General features: G+C 38.5%; 13 protein-coding genes, 6 tRNA genes and 2 rRNA genes. 17 read left to right on the forward strand and 4 right to left on the reverse strand.

Annotated features, from left to right (window positions below):
• Window positions 1-75 precede the first annotated feature (75 nt).
• From BKP56_RS04820 to BKP56_RS14225, 5 genes are all read left to right on the forward strand, one after another.
• Window positions 76-2,989 (forward strand): 23S ribosomal RNA (locus BKP56_RS04820).
• A 230-nt stretch (window positions 2,990-3,219) separates the two neighbouring features.
• A 5S ribosomal RNA gene (gene rrf / locus BKP56_RS04825) occupies window positions 3,220-3,335 on the forward strand.
• A 35-nt stretch (window positions 3,336-3,370) separates the two neighbouring features.
• Window positions 3,371-3,443: transfer RNA gene (locus tag BKP56_RS04830), tRNA-Asn, on the forward strand.
• A gap of 24 nt (window positions 3,444-3,467) precedes the next feature.
• A tRNA-Thr gene (locus BKP56_RS04835) sits at window positions 3,468-3,540 on the forward strand.
• Window positions 3,541-4,342: 802 nt separating this feature from the next.
• Window positions 4,343-4,738, forward strand: coding sequence for an NUDIX domain-containing protein (locus BKP56_RS14225; protein WP_442914829.1), 396 nt, complete (start codon window positions 4,343-4,345; stop codon window positions 4,736-4,738).
• 105 nt (window positions 4,739-4,843) lie between these two features.
• On the opposite strand, the gene BKP56_RS04845 is transcribed toward BKP56_RS14225, so the two are convergent.
• From BKP56_RS04845 to BKP56_RS04855, 3 genes are all read right to left on the reverse strand, one after another.
• Window positions 4,844-6,169, reverse strand: coding sequence for an IS3 family transposase (locus BKP56_RS04845; RefSeq protein WP_072694018.1), 1,326 nt, complete (start codon window positions 6,167-6,169; stop codon window positions 4,844-4,846).
• A 190-nt stretch (window positions 6,170-6,359) separates the two neighbouring features.
• Window positions 6,360-7,571: a cation:proton antiporter gene (locus BKP56_RS04850; protein ID WP_083540477.1), complete on the reverse strand. Its 1,212-nt coding sequence runs from the start codon at window positions 7,569-7,571 to the stop codon at window positions 6,360-6,362.
• A 30-nt stretch (window positions 7,572-7,601) separates the two neighbouring features.
• Window positions 7,602-7,958, reverse strand: a complete 357-nt coding sequence (locus BKP56_RS04855) for a hypothetical protein (protein WP_072694020.1) — start codon at window positions 7,956-7,958, stop codon at window positions 7,602-7,604.
• A 365-nt stretch (window positions 7,959-8,323) separates the two neighbouring features.
• On the opposite strand from BKP56_RS04855, the gene BKP56_RS04860 reads away from it, so the two are divergent.
• The gene (locus BKP56_RS04860) at window positions 8,324-8,599 is read left to right on the forward strand and encodes a GNAT family N-acetyltransferase (RefSeq protein WP_072694022.1); all 276 of its coding nucleotides are present in this window, start codon (window positions 8,324-8,326) and stop codon (window positions 8,597-8,599) included.
• 139 nt (window positions 8,600-8,738) lie between these two features.
• Here BKP56_RS04860 and BKP56_RS04865 read toward each other — a convergent pair whose 3' ends face one another.
• On the reverse strand, window positions 8,739-10,124 hold the full coding sequence (locus tag BKP56_RS04865; protein WP_072694024.1) for an ISNCY family transposase: 1,386 nt from the start codon (window positions 10,122-10,124) through the stop codon (window positions 8,739-8,741).
• Window positions 10,125-10,304: 180 nt separating this feature from the next.
• Between BKP56_RS04865 and BKP56_RS04870 the strand changes: the two genes are divergently transcribed.
• The 11 genes from BKP56_RS04870 (at window position 10,305) to BKP56_RS04920 (ending at window position 17,834) form a co-directional block, all read left to right on the forward strand.
• Window positions 10,305-10,376: transfer RNA gene (locus BKP56_RS04870), tRNA-Glu, on the forward strand.
• A 39-nt stretch (window positions 10,377-10,415) separates the two neighbouring features.
• Window positions 10,416-10,488: transfer RNA gene (locus BKP56_RS04875), tRNA-Thr, on the forward strand.
• A 30-nt stretch (window positions 10,489-10,518) separates the two neighbouring features.
• Window positions 10,519-10,599: transfer RNA gene (locus tag BKP56_RS04880), tRNA-Tyr, on the forward strand.
• Window positions 10,600-10,605: 6 nt separating this feature from the next.
• A tRNA-Gln gene (locus tag BKP56_RS04885) sits at window positions 10,606-10,678 on the forward strand.
• Window positions 10,679-10,832: 154 nt separating this feature from the next.
• Window positions 10,833-11,693 (forward strand): diadenylate cyclase CdaA, encoded by an 861-nt coding sequence (gene cdaA, locus BKP56_RS04890; protein WP_072694026.1) that lies wholly within the window; start codon window positions 10,833-10,835, stop codon window positions 11,691-11,693.
• Entirely contained in the window at window positions 11,690-12,694 is a 1,005-nt protein-coding gene (locus BKP56_RS04895; RefSeq protein ID WP_072694028.1) for a CdaR family protein, read from the forward strand. The genes cdaA and BKP56_RS04895 overlap by 4 nt, the downstream gene beginning before the upstream one ends.
• A 41-nt stretch (window positions 12,695-12,735) precedes the next feature.
• Window positions 12,736-14,088 carry a phosphoglucosamine mutase gene (gene glmM / locus BKP56_RS04900; RefSeq protein ID WP_072694030.1) on the forward strand — a complete coding sequence of 451 codons (1,353 nt, stop codon included), beginning with the start codon at window positions 12,736-12,738 and terminating at the stop codon, window positions 14,086-14,088.
• Window positions 14,089-14,247: 159 nt separating this feature from the next.
• Window positions 14,248-15,138 carry a hypothetical protein gene (locus BKP56_RS04905; protein WP_072694032.1) on the forward strand — a complete coding sequence of 297 codons (891 nt, stop codon included), beginning with the start codon at window positions 14,248-14,250 and terminating at the stop codon, window positions 15,136-15,138.
• A 107-nt stretch (window positions 15,139-15,245) separates the two neighbouring features.
• Complete coding sequence (locus BKP56_RS04910; RefSeq protein WP_072694034.1) at window positions 15,246-15,788, forward strand: hypothetical protein; 543 nt, start codon at window positions 15,246-15,248, stop codon at window positions 15,786-15,788.
• Between the two features lie 54 nt (window positions 15,789-15,842).
• On the forward strand, window positions 15,843-16,544 hold the full coding sequence (locus BKP56_RS04915) for a DUF975 family protein (protein WP_072694036.1): 702 nt from the start codon (window positions 15,843-15,845) through the stop codon (window positions 16,542-16,544).
• A gap of 366 nt (window positions 16,545-16,910) precedes the next feature.
• A complete protein-coding gene (locus tag BKP56_RS04920; protein ID WP_072694038.1) occupies window positions 16,911-17,834 on the forward strand; it encodes a PLP-dependent cysteine synthase family protein in 924 nt (307 codons plus the stop codon).

The raw sequence follows: 17,834 nt of genomic DNA on the forward strand, positions 1-17,834 counted from the left end.
CGAGATTAACAATTGAGAACAGTTTTGTTCCTTGAATGAAACTCTCATCGCTAATAATCATACGCTTAACCACCAGGTTAAGTGAATAAGGGCGCACGGTGGATGCCTTGGCACTAGGAGCCGACGAAGGACGGGACGAACACCGATATGCTTTGGGGAGCTGTAAGTGAGCTTTGATCCAAAGATTTCCGAATGGGGGAACCCATCACCAATCATAGGGTGATATCTTTTCAGTGAATACATAGCTGGAGAGAAGGTAGACGTGGGGAACTGAAACATCTCAGTACCTGCAGGAAGAGAAAGCAAATGCGATTCCCTGAGTAGCGGCGAGCGAAACGGGAAGAGGCCAAACCAGAGAGCTTGCTCTCTGGGGTTGTAGGACCGGCGATATGGACGAGTGAAGATAGTAGAAACAGTTGGAATGCTGTGCGAAACAGGGTGAAAGCCCCGTATACGACATCTGATCTTACCTAGCTGGTATCCTGAGTACGGCGGAACACGAGAAATTCCGTCGGAATCCGGGAGGACCATCTCCCAAGCCTAAATACTCCCTAGTGACCGATAGTGAACCAGTACCGTGAGGGAAAGGTGAAAAGAACCCCGGAAGGGGAGTGAAACAGCACCTGAAACCGTGTGCTTACAAGTAGTCAAAGCCCTTTTACGGGTGATGGCGTACCTTTTGTAGAATGGACCGGCGAGTGACGATGTCATGCAAGGTTAAGCCGAAGAGGTGGAGCCGCAGCGAAAGCGAGTCTGAATAGGGCGTTTAGTATGCCGTCGTCGACCCGAAACCAAGTGACCTACCCATGTCCAGGGTGAAGGTGCAGTGAAATGCACTGGAGGCCCGAACCCACGTACGTTGAAAAGTGCGGGGATGAGGTGTGGGTAGCGGAGAAATTCCAATCGAACTTGGAGATAGCTGGTTCTCTCCGAAATAGCTTTAGGGCTAGCCTCGGATAGTGCATCGTGGAGGTAGAGCGACTGTTTGGACTAGGGGCCCTTATCGGGTTACCGAATCCTGATAAACTCCGAATGCCACTGATGTAGATCCGGGAGTCACACTGCGAGTGATAAGATCCGTAGTGGAAAGGGAAACAGCCCAGACCGTCGGTTAAGGTCCCAAAATCCTTGTTAAGTGGAAAAGGATGTGGGGCTGCTCAGACAACTAGGATGTTGGCTCAGAAGCAGCCATCATTTAAAGAGTGCGTAATAGCTCACTAGTCGAGTGGCCCTGCGCCGAAAATTTACCGGGGCTAAACAAGGTACCGAAACCACGGATAGAACCAATGGTTCTATGGTAGGAGAGCGTTCTAAGGGCATTGAAGCAAGATCGTGAGGACTTGTGGAGCGCTTAGAAGTGAGAATGCCGGTATGAGTAGCGAAACACGGGTGAGAATCCCGTGCACCGAATGACTAAGGTTTCCTGGGGAAGGCTCGTCCTCCCAGGGTTAGTCGGGACCTAAGCTGAGGCCGATAGGCGTAGGCGATGGACAACAGGTAGAGATTCCTGTACCAGTCTGCTTTGTTTGAACAATGGAGGGACGCAGGAGGCTAAGATAAGCACGCTGTTGGATATGCGTGCCCAAGCAATAAGTCTGAGTAGGAGTCAAATGCTTCTGCTCACACGGACAAGTTGTGATGGGGAGGGAACTTATAGTACCGAAGTATCTGATGTCACACTGTCAAGAAAAGCTTCTAGTTAGAAGTAGGCTGCCCGTACCGCAAACCGACACAGGTAGTCGAGGAGAGAATCCTAAGGTGATCGAGAGAACTCTCGTTAAGGAACTCGGCAAAATGACCCCGTAACTTCGGGAGAAGGGGTGCTGACCAACTGGTCAGCCGCAGTGAATAGGCCCAAGCGACTGTTTACCAAAAACACAGGTCTCTGCTAATTCGAAAGAAGATGTATAGGGGCTGACACCTGCCCGGTGCTGGAAGGTTAAGAGGAAAGGTTAGCTTCGGCGAAGCTTTGAATTGAAGCCCCAGTAAACGGCGGCCGTAACTATAACGGTCCTAAGGTAGCGAAATTCCTTGTCGGGTAAGTTCCGACCCGCACGAAAGGTGTAACGATTTGGGCACTGTCTCAACGAGAGACTCGGTGAAATTATAGTACCTGTGAAGATGCAGGTTACCCGCGACAGGACGGAAAGACCCCATGGAGCTTTACTGTAGTTTGATATTGAGTGTCTGTACAGCTTGTACAGGATAGGTAGGAGCCAATGAAACCAGGACGCCAGTCTTGGTGGAGGCAATGGTGGGATACTACCCTCGCTGTATGGCCACTCTAACCCGCAACCGTCAACCGGTTGGGAGACAGTGTCAGATGGGCAGTTTGACTGGGGCGGTCGCCTCCTAAAGAGTAACGGAGGCGCCCAAAGGTTCCCTCAGAATGGTTGGAAATCATTCGAAGAGTGTAAAGGCAGAAGGGAGCTTGACTGCGAGACTTACAAGTCGAGCAGGGACGAAAGTCGGGCTTAGTGATCCGGTGGTTCCGTATGGAAGGGCCATCGCTCAACGGATAAAAGCTACCCTGGGGATAACAGGCTTATCTCCCCCAAGAGTTCACATCGACGGGGAGGTTTGGCACCTCGATGTCGGCTCGTCGCATCCTGGGGCTGTAGTCGGTCCCAAGGGTTGGGCTGTTCGCCCATTAAAGCGGCACGCGAGCTGGGTTCAGAACGTCGTGAGACAGTTCGGTCCCTATCCGTCGCGGGCGTTGGAGATTTGAGAAGAGCTATCCTTAGTACGAGAGGACCGGGATGGACATACCGCTGGTGTACCAGTTGTCTTGCCAAAGGCATCGCTGGGTAGCTATGTGTGGACGGGATAAACGCTGAAAGCATCTAAGCGTGAAGCCCCCTTCAAGATGAGATCTCCCATTCCTTTAAGGAAGTAAGATCCCTGAGAGATGATCAGGTAGATAGGCTGGAAGTGGAAGTACAGTGATGTATGGAGCGGACCAGTACTAATCGATCGAGGACTTAACCACAATATATAAAGTGGAACGAGACGTTCAGGCTTGCTCGAAATACAAAAGGCGTTCTTTAGCGGTCCCTAGACAGCTGAAGAGAGGCGAAGTATTTCTGAGAAGCCTGGCGAGTGAAACTGGAATAAAGTGGGAAAAGCGTATGATGGTGTTGTAGACAAACTTGTTTGGAAAGTTCAACTATCTAGTTTTCAGAGAACAACGTTCTCTAAAAGATATAAAAAGAGTCATTGTGCGGTGATGATGGCGGGAAGGATCCACCTGTTCCCATTCCGAACACAGCCGTTAAGCTTCCCAGCGCCGAGGATAGTGAGGGGTTTCCCCTTGTGAAAGCAGGACGTTGCCGTGCAGCTCTTTTTTATTTATTGAAAATAGTTTTTTGATTCCGCAATAGCTCAGTTGGTAGAGCGCGCGACTGTTAATCGCGTTGTCGCAGGTTCGAGCCCTGCTTGCGGAGTTTTTATTTGGAAAAAAAGAATAGGCCGCTTTAGCTCAGCAGGTAGAGCGCATCCATGGTAAGGATGAGGTCGCCGGTTCAAACCCGGCAAGTGGCTTTGATAAGATAACGTTTCTGAAACGTTGTCTTTTTATTTTGTCGAATAGTGACGAAAGCGATGATGAGTTGATATTATATAAAATAATTTTTGATTACTTTTAAAGGTAGGTTGATTTAATAAGTTTTGTAATGTTATATGTTACTCTACATTTCACTCTCTTGAAATGGCAAGGTAGGGAACGGGTCTAATTACATCACTGGTTTACAAAAACTATAAAGTGAAAGAATTGAAATCGTTCTGCCGTTTTTTGGTAGTGCGATTTTTGTGCATTTACATAAAAATTTAAGACTGTTTTGATATCTTTATTACTGAGTCTTTTTAATATATATTTAACTGCTTCATTAATGCCATTTAACGTAAAGCATTAGTGTGCCTCATATTATGAATTAAATTTCCTTCACGTTGGTTGTTTGTAAATGGATCCGTTAGCACTTCGAATATTTCCTTCGTTTAGAAATTCTCCAAGCTCATTTGCACAAATATCCACTTCTTGTCTTTTTGCTTTTTATTATTATTTGTACTTGATCATTTCTTAAAATTTCTATATGAGAACTTGAGTGGAGTATAATAATAGATGATTTTGATCTATTTTTCTAAATGTTCGTAGAAATTAAAAGTATCTGGATTAATAAACGATATTGATATATTATCAGGCATAATAATTGATATATTGCTATGGAAATAAGCTTATTACTATATGAAGAACTAAATGATTTGATAATCGGAGTGGATTCCACGAAAAATTGTAAAAAACGGATTTGATGTTCGGTCTTGTGATATTTTAATAAAAGATGGGAAAATACTAGTTTCAAATGAAGATGATGGAACAGTAACATTATCTGGAGGAGAAGTAAAGACTGGGGAAACGACCGATGAAGCAATAATTAGAGAGTTTAAAGAAGAATCAGGACTCGATGACGTTAAAGTAATCAAACTTATAGCTGTAATCGAAAATTTTTTGAAGTACAAAGATTTAGATTATCACCAATTTATTTATGTTTACAGTCTTGATCTAAAGAATCAATCCCTTAATCTGCCGACTCTAACACGAGAGGAAAAGATGTTTACAAAATGGGTTGATGTCACGAGCTTAAACTCAATAAATTTTAGACCTTCTATTATTAACGAAATATTACTTAATTATACCAAAAATAGAAATCCTGAAATATTACATATAGTAAACAGACAAGACTAGTACACTATTTGAAGGTAGTTATAATAAGTACAACATTATACAAAAAAAGATCTTCCTTTTATATTAAAATGGACCCTATGTCAAAGACATTTAAAAAAAGAGACCTTATGCAATACCTGATAAAAATTGTTCCCTGTAATGAACAGGGGGCAATTTTTTTAGGTTCCATTGCCCACGTTCATTATTATAATAGTCAATGTAATCACTCACAGTTGCTCGCAATTCTTCTAGGTTCGTACAATTTTCATAGTTCATTTCATCCTTCAAATGTCCGAAGAATGACTCTTGGGGGGCGTTGTCCCAACAGTTACCTCTTCTGGACATGGACTGCCCTAAATGATTCTCTATCAACTTCTTATGAAATTTAGGGCTAGTGTAATGTACGCCTTGATCTGAATGGATAAAAGCATCTTTATGTAACGTTGCACCGTGAGCGCTCATTAAAGCATCTACGGTGTTTAGCGAAATATCAAGTTTTAGATTATCAGATACATAATGAGCTAAAATTTCTTTCGTCGTACCATCTTTAATGGTTGATAAATAACCCAGGAAACCATCAGCTCCAGGTAGGTAAGTAATATCTGTTAATAGAACTTTGTGGGCTATCCCTTGATCAAATTGACGTTCCAGCTGGTTTTCAACAGTGCGATGTTCTTTGGTAGCTTTTGCCATTCTTTTATAGGGATTCGCTTTACGAATGGGGCAGAAAATATTAAATTTCCTCATCAAACGCTGTACCTTTTTACGATTGACTGTGATACCCAGAATATTCTTGAAATACATGACAATGCTTCGAGAGCCTTTCTCGTAACCACGATAACTATAACCTTTTTCAATTTTGGTTCTCCAAGCCTGATCTTCTTCATCTCGTACATTCCTAGTGCCTGAACTCTTCAAATAATTGTAGTAACCGGAACGGGAAACCTCCAACACATCACATGCATCTACAATGGTTCCTGTGTAGGAACCATCTGTTTTCATTTTATGGATTCTTGCGAAGATTTCGCTAGTCTTTTCGTTTTTTTCTAGCCTCCTTTCGCTCCATTCTGATTTTTTTAACAGTTCATTTTCTTGTTCTAGTAAGGAGATTTTGGCTTGTAACTTTTCAATTTGTTGTTCAGATGTTAGTTCTGTCTTTCGAACTCTGCCCGAATGGTCCTGTCGAGTGTCTTTCAACGCCAAAACGCCATTATCCCGATATTTTTTTCGCCATTTCTTAGAGAATGCTTTTACTCTAGTTTCACCAAGCATATCCAAATCAAATCCTGCTTCAGAAAATATTTGCTTTGCCGTTTTTGAGTCCAATGATTCTGAAACAAAATGGCGTTTGAATTCATCGGAATAAGTAATGCTTTTTTCAGATACATTTTTTACATATGGGTTTGTCTTTAAAAATTGGATTTGTTTTGGTGTAAATGTTAACTTTGACATTTAGTAGCTCCTTTCTGCACGTAGTTGTGCAGTCAATGTGGAATATGGTTTTAATGGACTGAATAATCTTAAATCAACCATACTTATATTTTTCTATATAAGTATACAAAAATAGACCCTATAGAGGGCACTTTTTTTAGTGTCCATTCTATAGGGTCCATTTTATATTTAAAGGAAGATCTTTTTTATTCTAAAAATCTGCAACTTCTTGTACATTTGAAGGAATAGCACCTATTTCTCCAGTTTTACGCAATACAAGTTTAGTGATAACTGGACCAGAAAACTCATAGAGTAGAGTTGCACTCAAGACAACAGTCCTGATTTGATCAGCATACTCAGGAAGGATACCGGCTGAAATGGTAATCAGTCCAATACCTACACCAGCCTGAGGTAATAGCATAAAACCTAAATAGTTTCGAACAACTTTAGGAGTACGCATTAACAATGATCCAAAATAAGCCCCAGTTACTTTACCTACTATACGGAAGATGGTGTACATAATTCCGATTAAACCTACTGTTGGAATGATATGCACATCAAGTTGTGCACCTGCTAGAACAAAGAACATCAAGAAAATCGGAGGTGTAAACCGATCCGAAAATTCTCCCATTTGGGGAGCGTCACTTGAGATATTAGTTAAAACAGTACCCGTCATCATGGCAGCTAGTAACTCTGAAACTCCCAGTCCAACTGAAACGCTACTAGTTAGAAAAACAAAAGCAATTAAAAGCGTTAATTTCTGACCAGATGTTTTAGTGTATTTAAGAGGATATTTCATAATGAATCCTATTATTGCTCCAATAGCGAGTGATAAAAATACACTAAAGATTGGTTGGAATATTGAAGATAGAATATTGATATCTTGGTCTCCGGTATTCACAAGAATCTTCACAGCTGTAGAACAAAATCCGAACAAAATCAGAGCAGTTGCATCATCTAATGCTGCTACACTTTTAAGCATTTCAGATACCGGACCCTTTGCCCGATATTCCTTCATAACTAATAGAATCGAAGTAGGAGCAGTGGCTGCAGCGATTGCTCCCATTATTAATGCGAAGGCGGGATCAGTCCCAATCAATAACAATGAAGCAGCTACTAAAACAGCCGCTAAAGTAGATTCTAAAGCTGCAATAATCAATGGAGTAAGCCCGACACGTCTTAAATAGCTTGCTTTAAAAGAAAGCCCAATGGTAAATGATATAAAGGCTAATGCAATTTCAGAAACAATATCCATACTTTCAACAACGGTTTCGGGCATGATATGAAAAAACGATGGTCCAAGTAGTAAGCCGCCAAAAATATAACCGGTCACAGTAGGCAATTTAATTAAAGCAGCTAAACGACCAAACAAAGACCCTACTAGCAAAGTGAGGGCCACATAAAACATGGTATTTAGTTCCAATTTAAAATCTCTTCCTTCCTAGAAAAATTCTTAATGAAAGCCTTCAGTGAATAATGTAGGTAGTGCAAACAGTACACCAGTATCGGGATTTGATAAATCACCAATGACGTCATTAACAACTTTTCGGATCGTTTCAACTTGCGATTCATTTATGATAGTGAAAATCATTTTATTTTCAGAATGATCAGAAGTGATAAATGGGCGTAGTGTTGATAGTATGCGAGTATGCTCAAGTGTTGACAATTGTTGAGCCATTCCTACAGAATTTAAAACAGTCGCAGAATCAATTCCTACATTAGTAAATTCTAATAGTAATTCATCTAATAATTCTGTTTTATTTAAAATCATAATAACGAGTATTTTATTATCGTTTACTCTTTCAGACATAACATAGTTCCTCCTTTTTCCTATTAAACCAGAGATAATCCTCTAGCATTATCAGTTTACTCTTCTTTTTTTAGATGTCAAATGATTTATGTAGGTTTTCAAAAAAAACGATTGTAAAAGCGTTTTTTTGGGAATGTTGACATATTTAATGAAAAAAACACTTATATTGATCCTTTTTACAACTAACATAATATACTTATCTTGTATTTAAACGAATCGAAAATTTATAATACTTTGGTAAGCAGTAATCTCTTTAAATAAATAAAATCTGTGTAGTTGAAAGTACGGTAACTGATCGATAAGAGCGTTCTATCTGAATTTATGATAGAATGGAATTAAATCTGATCTTTAGAGGAGAGAGTAAAATGGAATTTACCAAAGGAAACAATCGTTTCTATAAAGAAGAACATGGAAAGGTAATAGCTGAAATTACGTATGTTCCACAAGAAAACCAGGTTGCTATTGATCATACGTTTGTTGATCCTTCTTTGAGAGGTCAAGGAGTAGCAGAACAGTTAGTAGATAGAGTAGTGGAAGAAATGAAAAAAGAAAACAAGAAAATCGTGGCAAGTTGTCCATATGTTGTGGAGCTATTCAAACGTAAATCTGAAAAGTATCAATCTATCAATGCAAATGCATAAAGAATAATAAAAGATAAAAAATTATATAAAAATGGTGTCAAGCGAAAGTTAAAATGTCCTAAAACCAAGGCTCACATTAATGCAAGCTTTTACTTCGCAAAAGCTTGCATTAATGTGACCGAATTTGTTAAAATTAGTCCTAAGCTGTTTGTTCAGCTTCGTACTCTTCGAGTGTTTTTCCGACACTGCGAAGATATCTTTTGAAAGATTCTAGTTTCCACGGGTGAGATTGTGGGGGAATATACTGGCGTCTTTCTTTTTTTTGCTCTGGAATCGGATCAAACTCTTGTGAGTAGTAGTCATGTTCTTTCAGTCTCCTTGTTGTGTATATTTTTTCAGCTATATTTACATAGATATCTCCGTTAAACGCTTCGATAACCAACACCTTTGATCTTCGCGTGAAGTAGTGCTCTTCACTGCCTTCCGTAGGCAGGTAGTAGTTGTTTTGATACCGAATATGATGCCCACTATCCACTTTTCTATTCGCTACTCGTGCTAATAATAAATTGATTTCTGATTTAGTTGGTGCGTTTTCATAGATGGATTCCTTCGTTTTATTGCCAAACTTCTTATTGAAAGTCCTAATCCATTTCGTTAAAAAGTGATTGGCTTCCTCCATAGATTGTATTCCAGCTAAGTCTAAATCTACAGGAAGTCGTGATTGAACAGTCCCGTTTAAGCGCTCTACGCGGCCTTTAGCTTGTGGAATAGAGGAGGTTTTAATCTCAATACCGAGTTGATGACAGGCAAAACCAAACTGGGTAAAGGTATCTTCTTCGACCGCTTTCATGGCTTTTGATGTGTATTCGAAAACCGTTCGTTTATCTGTTAAAAAAGCTAAAGGGATGCCTTGTTTCGTTAGGATCTGATTGAGCACATGATAATAGCCATTGAGTGTTTCTTGCATATCGAAATAAGCCCCGACGATATTACCAGAAGCGTCATCAATAGCTAAATGGAGATGTGTCACCTCTTTACCAAACCAGTTATAGGAGCTGGCATCCATTTGAATAAGCTCCCCCTGATATTTCTTTCTAGGACGGCTAGGGTGACTTTTTTCGGGTAACTCCATTTGATCTTCGGCTCTTGGAACCAGTGGGGTATAAGACTCTTTTTTACCTTTCATTGATTTAGCTTTGATTCGAGCATTTATTTTCTTACGTGTTTTTCTTTGAGCCTTAGGTGATAGAATATCAGCTTGATATAAAATATGACGAATGGTCGTATCGGTGTAACAGATAGCATGATCCTCCTTCAAAATTTCAGTAAAATGCTTCACGTTAGGCTTTATCTTAAAACTTTGATAGAGCTCGATCACTTGTCTTTTTGTTTCCTCTGGCACGGCGTGCCTAGCTGCTTTTCCTCTGTTGCCGTGTGAAAAAACAGCTTTTCCTCCTTCTTGATAGTCTTGAATCAATCTGTTAACTTGCCTCATCGAGAGCCCAAGTTCAACACAAGCTCTCTTTTTTTCCTTTCTTTTTTCTGCCACAGCTTTTATTACTTTATATTTCTTATCTTCATTCATCGTTAGTATTATCCTTTTCATGATTTTATTTTATCATTTTGGGACATTTTATGCTTCGACCTACTTAGGACATTATCACGTTCGAACGATAAAAGATAAAAAATTATATAAAAATGGTTGACAAAAGAGGGAATCCATAATACAATATATCTTGTGCTCAAAAAGTGCAGAATGATATATGGCCCCTTGGTCAAGCGGTTAAGACACCGCCCTTTCACGGCGGTAACACGGGTTCGAATCCCGTAGGGGTCATTGAAATATATTTTTAAGTCAAGCTCACTTTAATAGTTTGCCGGCTTAGCTCAGTTGGTAGAGCAACTGAATCGTAATCAGTGGGTCGAGGGTTCAATTCCTTTAGCCGGCATTTATCAAGAATATTGTTTTATTTTATTATGGAGGGATAGCGAAGTGGCTAAACGCGGCGGACTGTAAATCCGCTCCTTCGGGTTCGTAGGTTCGAATCCTACTCCCTCCACTTTTTTGGGCTATAGCCAAGCGGTAAGGCAGCGGGTTTTGATCCCGTCATTCCCCAGGTTCGAATCCTGGTAGCCCAGTATTGTGTTGAAAGCTGTGTAGCAGAAGTGCTATACAGCTTTTTTTGAATGTTTTTAGGGTGAAATTGTTATAAATTTCATTATTACCTACGAATATATTGTTTAGTTATGATATACTAATTTCGTGCATGTTTAGAACTAGGAGGTGACGTTCATGCCCTTTGATTTCCTATCAGATTTTGACTGGTCACAGTTACTTACGTTGAGAACAGGAATCAACATAGTCGACATTATGATAGTCGCATTTTTTATTTATCAGCTGATTAAAATCGTACGCGGTACCCGAGCAATCGAATTGTTAAAAGGGATTGGTGTAATATTATTACTAAAATTATTTAGTGTGTTGCTACAGCTGCATACTACAGAATTTATAGTAGATTTCGTCATTCAATGGTCCGCGCTGGCTTTGATCATCATCTTCCAACCAGAATTGAGAAGAGGTTTGGAACATTTAGGTAGAGGTTACTTATTTGGAAGAAGAAAGAAAAGCAATCCAAGTGAAATAGTTGTAAGCAACTTAGCAACCGCGATTCAATATATGAGTAAGCGACGTATAGGAGCTCTGATCTCTATAGAAATGGAAAGCGGTTTGGATGAATATATAAAAACTGGAATAAAAATAGGAGCAGATATTTCATCGGAACTACTGATTAATATTTTTATTCCTAATACGCCTTTACACGATGGAGCAGTCATTATTAAAGACTTTAAGATTGTTACTGCTGCAAGTTATCTACCTTTATCTGAAAGTCCGGCTATTCCTAAAAAACTGGGGACAAGACATCGAGCTGCAATTGGCTTATCTGAGGTAACAGATGCAATTACAGTAATTGTGTCCGAGGAAACTGGAGAGATCAGCCTTGCCCGGGGTGGAAACTTAATTACAGAAATGGATAGTAATGATGTAATTGATTATCTGAATAAAGAATTAGTAATGAGTACAAAGGAGAAAGAGACACAGGGACCGATACAGCAAATTATTGAAGCGGTTCGGAAGGGAGTGTCTGGTAAGTGAAATGGAATTTAAATAATAATTGGTTTACTCGGATTATTGCAGTATTTTTTGCGATTTTACTGTTTTCGTATGTTTATTATGAAGAAGAATCAAGAAACTTATCAACCAACCCGACTGATGGTGCGAGCATCACAGGCTCAGAGGTCATTACCAATATCCCAATCAATATAGATGTAGATCGAGATCAGTATTTTGTTTCTGGCATCCCGGAAACAGCTACGATTCGTCTGGAAGGACCACAGGCTATTTTAACCCAGACATTAGCTACTCAGAACTTTAATATTGTAACACCTGACTTGAATGAATTAGGACCGGGTACGCATACTGTCCGTCTGGAAGCAGATGGGCTGAGTGATCAGTTAGAGTACAGTATCAGTCCATCAGAATTTGAGTTAACAATCGAAGAAAAAAAAGTGGAAGAACATGATATTAGAGTGGAATTCAATGCAGCTACTCATTTAGCTGATGGATATACGGCAGGAACTCCGGTTCTCTCAACCGAAAAAGTCCGTGTTTCAGGGGCGGAATCGACAATTGATCAAATTAGTGATGTAATGGTTGTTGTAGTTCCAGAAGAAAGTAATGTATCCGAAGATATCCAGATGACATTGAACGTCTTAGTTTTAGATGAAACAGGGGATCCTTTAAACGTCAATATCGATCCGCAGCAGGTAGATGTAAGAATTCCAGTTGAAGGAACACAAAGATCAGTACCCATCGTATTAAAAGAAACTGGTTCTGCAGATGAGAATTACCAGTATACTCTGGAATTTTCACAAGGGCAACCAGAAAATGTTAATGTAACTGGAGAAACAGATGCTTTAGAAGCTCTGAATAACTTCCCTGTTGAAGTAGACATATCTGGAATTACAGAATCAACTGTGAGAACAGTTCCGTTGATATTGCCAGAAGGCATTACAGAGACAGATCCTGAAGAGTTGGAAGTGTTGATTCGAGTAACTCCAAATGAAGAGGAAAATACTGGAGATAGCGCAGAATAATAAAAGCGATTTGTATAATTGATAAAGGAGAATATTAACTAATGGGAAAATATTTCGGGACAGATGGAGTGAGAGGCATTGCAAACGCCGAGTTAACTCCAGAAATGGCCTTTAAACTGGGTAGATATGGTGGATACGTATTGGCCCAACATACAGAGGAAGAAAGACCTCGAGTATTAGTCGGAAAAGATACACGCGTTTCTGGTCGCATGTTAGAATATGCTTTGATTGCCGGATTATTATCAGTAGGAGCAGAAGTATTAAGATTAGGTGTATTGACTACTCCAGGAGTATCTTATCTGACACGTCAGCAAGGAGCTACTGCTGGAATCATGATCTCTGCATCCCATAATCCCGTTCAAGATAACGGAATCAAATTTTTTGGATCTGATGGATTTAAGTTATCAGATGTTCAGGAACTGGAAATAGAAGCACTTATAGATTCAGATGAAGATACCTTGCCACGTCCAAGTGCGGAAGGCTTAGGAACTTCAGAAGAATATAAAGAAGGTATGCTGAAATACATTCAGTTCTTGACACAGACGATCTCTGGTAGTCTTACAGGACTTCATGTTGCTTTAGATGGAGCAAACGGGGCAGCTAGTCCATTATTGAATCGTCTCTTTGCAGATCTTGATACTGACTTTGATGTTACAGGTGCCTCCCCTGATGGATTGAATATAAATGCGGGAGTTGGGAGCACACATCCAGAACACTTAGCTGAATTTGTACTGGAAAAAAATGCACATGTTGGATTATCATTCGATGGTGATGGTGATCGCTTGATTGCGGTAGATGAATTGGGAAATATCGTAGATGGAGATAAAATTCTCTATATTTGTGGTAAATTCATGCATGATGAAGGTCGCTTGAAAAAAAATACAATTGTATCTACTGTAATGAGTAATATAGGCTTCTATAAAGCAATAGAACAACATGGTCTAGAGTCTGTAAAAACACAAGTTGGAGATCGTTATGTAGTGGAAGAAATGCTGAAAAGCGGTTATAATCTCGGTGGTGAACAGTCCGGGCATGTGGTATTCCTTGATTATCATACAACAGGTGATGGTTTACTTACAGGTATCCAGTTATTAAATGTTATGAAACAAACAGGCAAGAAATTATCAGAATTAGCAGAGGAAGTTTCTACTTTTCCTCAAAAATTAGTAAATATTCCTGTTACAGATAAACATAATGTTATGCAAAATGAAGCAATTAAATCTGTTATTGAAGAAGTAGAAGCAGAAATGGCTGGAAATGGCCGTGTTTTAGTTCGCCCAAGTGGAACGGAGTCATTATTACGTGTAATGGCTGAAGCGGAGACTGAAGAAGCTGTTGTAAACTATGTAGAACGTATTGCGGATGTTGTTCGTGCAGAGTTAGGTACAAATTAATACTTTAAAGTTTAAACAAGCTGAGAATATAAAATCTTGGCTTGTTTTTTTGTGCAGAAAATTACAAAAATGATAGTAATAAAATATAGCAATCGGTATAATGAAAATACTGCTGGATATACATAAAATCAGAAAATGAAGATCAAGGAGAGATGGATAATGAGAGACCTAGAAATAGTGCAGTCAAAATTAAGCATTTTGATCAGGAAATTAAATGATGCAAAAAACGATGTTCAATACTGTACAAATCAATATAATCAAGCAAAAGTACAGTATGAAGAAGAGACAAAAGATATAGAAGAAGCGGAAGAAAAATCTTTTGCATACTTCATACGTAATGTTATTGGATCACAAGAAAGGAAAATCGAAAAAGAAAAACAGGAGCAAATCGAGGCAAGATACCAGCTAGATAAAGCAGCAGAACAACTTGAAGAAGCAAAAGCTAACTATGTGCAATTAGAATTTAATGTGACCAAAATTAGATCTGAACTGGAAGAACTTAAAAACCTGCTATTTATTAGCGATCCAAGTTACCATCAAAAAGTAGATGAAGAATCTAAAAAAAGAATGGGATGGCGCCAGGAACTGGTTGAGGTTGATGAAGCATTTAGTGCAGGAGAAAACATACTCAATAGAATTGATGAAGCCCTTAAACATCTCAGCTCTGCTAACAATTGGTCCACAATGGATATGTTGGGCGGAGGTTTTTTCACAGATATGATGAAGTACGATAAAATTGATGAAGCAGAAAATCTTATGTCTAAAGTAGAATCGGAGTTACGTCGATATGAATTGGAACTCAGAGATGTCGAATATGAATGGAATAGCAGTTATGAATTTATTTCAGGAGGACATAGAGCGATGGATATCTTTTTTGATAATATATTCACGGACATCAGTAATAATAATAAAATCAATAAAAATATCAGTAGCCTAGAAAATCTTAAACAACAGATTCTGACTGTACAGAATCGCTTAAGAAAGATGAAAAGAGAAATAGATGAGAAAATAGCATTATCCGAACAAATTTATGAATCATTCGATTCATAAATCAGTCTTAAGCACGATATAATCTTTAGATGAATTTGAGTATGATAGAAGTGTAGAAGTAAAACAACGAATGTCATATAAAAATTCTAAAGGAATGAGTAGATTTTATGGATGCAGAAACAAAAATGCTATTTCAACTTGCTAAGGTAAATGACTGGGAAACGCAGAATAAGGCTTTTTTACTGCTAATCGAAACAGTGAGTAATAAAGCAGATTGGGTCTATGAAGTCTGGGATAAATTAGTTGAAGATCTATCATCATCTAACATAGAGCTCAGATTAAGAGCGGGACAACTATTATCTTACTTAGCAACTAGTGATACAGAGAAGCGCATCCTCAAAGTCTTTCCGGAAATCTGGAACATTACTTATGATCTCAACCATGAATTTTCCGTAGATCTCTTTCAGGCTACATGGAAGATTGGACTAGCGGGAACAGAACAAAGAAGTATGCTGTTTCAAGCGTATGAAGAACGATTTAAAGAGACATTTATAGATTTAGAGAGTAATGATGAAATTGTAAGATTTTATATTTTAAAAAATCTCATAAGATTATATGAACAGTTACAAGATGAAAGAACTGCAGATCTGATACAAAAACTATTGTATCTAGAATCTGAAAGTAGATACAAAGTTAATTATCAATTATAAACACAAACGCATATTCAGGTAAATAGCTATCTGAATATTTGTAGGAGGGTACCTATGTTATCTGTAGGAGAGATTAGAAGTACAGCAAGACAAATATTAAATGGAAAATGGAAGGATGCTGCGCTGCTGAATGTGATTCCAGTCTTGATTGCAATTATTTTTACTGGAGAAGCATCGAATACATTAGACTTTTTTGGAATAGAGTTTTTTGATCAGAATGTGGTAAATGAAGCAACTGAATATGGTATGAATAATTTTATAAACTTTAAAAGTATTATAGTTGATTTAGTGACTATACTCTTTGCGACTGGTGTGGCATTCACGTTACTTGATCTAGTTCGCAACTCGCATTCTAAAATTGATCCACTTAGTGATTCATTGCGGATATTTAAACAAGGGCATGTTATACAAGTGTTAGCTATTTATATCATAACAGGATTTTTTGTTATTTTATGGTCACTTTTACTGATTATACCTGGGATAATAGCATCTCTTGCTTATTCTCAAGCATACTATATCTATAAGGATTCAGAGGCAAATGGAGAAAACTTAACAGTAATGGATTGTATATCACGTAGTAAAGAGTTGATGGCCGGATATAAAGGAAAGCTATTTCTTCTGGAATTAAGTTTTATAGGTTGGCATTTAATTGGTGCTCTTACTTTCGGTTTAGGATACCTTTTTATAACGCCCTATATTCAGACAGCTAAAGCTGTTTTTTATAATGACTTGTTAGATAATTCTCAAGTATACTAGAATCTATTAAAATAGTAATTGACTTAAATTTCTAACAGTGATATTATGACCTCACATCAAAACTACTTTGGAAAGGAACCTGATTTTTGAATAATTCATTTTTGAACATGAATAATGCCTGCTGTTGTACTTGTTGCACAGTTTATTCTTCATGCCTTCAAAAATATTTTATCAAAATCAATGGTCTTCTCTAACATTAATTAGATACTCCTGGAATTTTTGCAAAAGGGTAGAGTTAGCTTAATCCAACCTGATTTTAGTAAAATAACGAAAGCGCATGAGGATATTCCTTGTGCGCTTTTTTGTGCTTTCTAGAGTAAAGTATCCAAAGATAATTATGAAATAATATAAAAAGGAGTGAAAGTAATGATTTACGATAATATAACCAAACTCATTGGGAAGACTCCGATGTTTGAAGTAAAAGGTTTCGATATACCACAAGGATCAAGAATACTTGCGAAGCTTGAAATGTTTAATCCAGGTGGAAGCATCAAAGATAGATTAGGGAAAAAACTGATCGAAGAGCCTTTTAAAAAGGGGCTCATCAATAGTAAAACAACAATTATAGAACCCACAGCGGGGAATACGGGTATAGGGCTAGCTATCTCAGCCTTAACTTATGGAATGACTACGATTTTTGTTGTTCCGGAAAAGTTTAGTCAGGAAAAACAGCAGTTAATGAAAGCATTAGGGGCTAAAATTATTCATACCGCTACTAATGAAGGAATGAAAGGGGCGATAGAGAAGGCAAAAGAACTAAAAGAGACTATTCCAAATTCTTATTTACCACTGCAGTTTGAAAATGAAATGAATCCAAGAGCCTATTATGAAACGCTCGCTCCAGAAATCATAGCAGATTTAGAAAATCATTATCCAACAGCTTTTATAGCTGGTGCTGGAAGTGGAGGAACATTTAGTGGGGTAGCACAGTATCTAAAAGAGCTGAATGAGAACATTAAAACAGCTGTAGTAGAACCAGAAGGATCTATATTAGGAGGAGGTCTGCCGGGACCACATGATACCGAAGGAATTGGAATGGAATTCATACCAGGGTTTTTAAAATTAAAATGGGTTGATCAGGTTTATACAATTACAGATGAAGAAGCTTTTTATTATACAAGAGAGCTTGCCAGACGAAATGGTTTGTTTGTTGGTAGTTCTAGTGGTGCCGCTTTTGCAGGAGCATTGAAGGAAGCTAGAAACTTACCAGAAAATAGTACGGTTGTTACTATTTTCCCAGACAGTAGTGAACGGTACCTATCAAAAAACATTTATAAAGGAGCAGAATAA

Source organism: Marinilactibacillus sp. 15R (assembly GCF_001895285.1).
Taxonomy (GTDB): domain Bacteria; phylum Bacillota; class Bacilli; order Lactobacillales; family Carnobacteriaceae_A; genus Marinilactibacillus; species Marinilactibacillus piezotolerans.

Excerpts from the sequence above, each read along its gene's own strand:
- BKP56_RS04855 (WP_072694020.1), bottom strand. The coding sequence starts at position 7,958 with ATGTCTGAAAGAGTAAACGATAATAAAATACTCGTTATTATGATTTTA.
- BKP56_RS04905 (WP_072694032.1), top strand. The coding sequence starts at position 14,248 with ATGAGAGACCTAGAAATAGTGCAGTCAAAATTAAGCATTTTGATCAGG.
- glmM (WP_072694030.1), top strand. The coding sequence starts at position 12,736 with ATGGGAAAATATTTCGGGACAGATGGAGTGAGAGGCATTGCAAACGCC.
- BKP56_RS04845 (WP_072694018.1), bottom strand. The coding sequence starts at position 6,169 with ATGTCAAAGTTAACATTTACACCAAAACAAATCCAATTTTTAAAGACA.
- BKP56_RS04910 (WP_072694034.1), top strand. The coding sequence starts at position 15,246 with ATGGATGCAGAAACAAAAATGCTATTTCAACTTGCTAAGGTAAATGAC.
- BKP56_RS04920 (WP_072694038.1), top strand. The coding sequence starts at position 16,911 with ATGATTTACGATAATATAACCAAACTCATTGGGAAGACTCCGATGTTT.
- BKP56_RS04915 (WP_072694036.1), top strand. The coding sequence starts at position 15,843 with ATGTTATCTGTAGGAGAGATTAGAAGTACAGCAAGACAAATATTAAAT.
- cdaA (WP_072694026.1), top strand. The coding sequence starts at position 10,833 with ATGCCCTTTGATTTCCTATCAGATTTTGACTGGTCACAGTTACTTACG.
- BKP56_RS04865 (WP_072694024.1), bottom strand. The coding sequence starts at position 10,124 with ATGAATGAAGATAAGAAATATAAAGTAATAAAAGCTGTGGCAGAAAAA.
- BKP56_RS04860 (WP_072694022.1), top strand. The coding sequence starts at position 8,324 with ATGGAATTTACCAAAGGAAACAATCGTTTCTATAAAGAAGAACATGGA.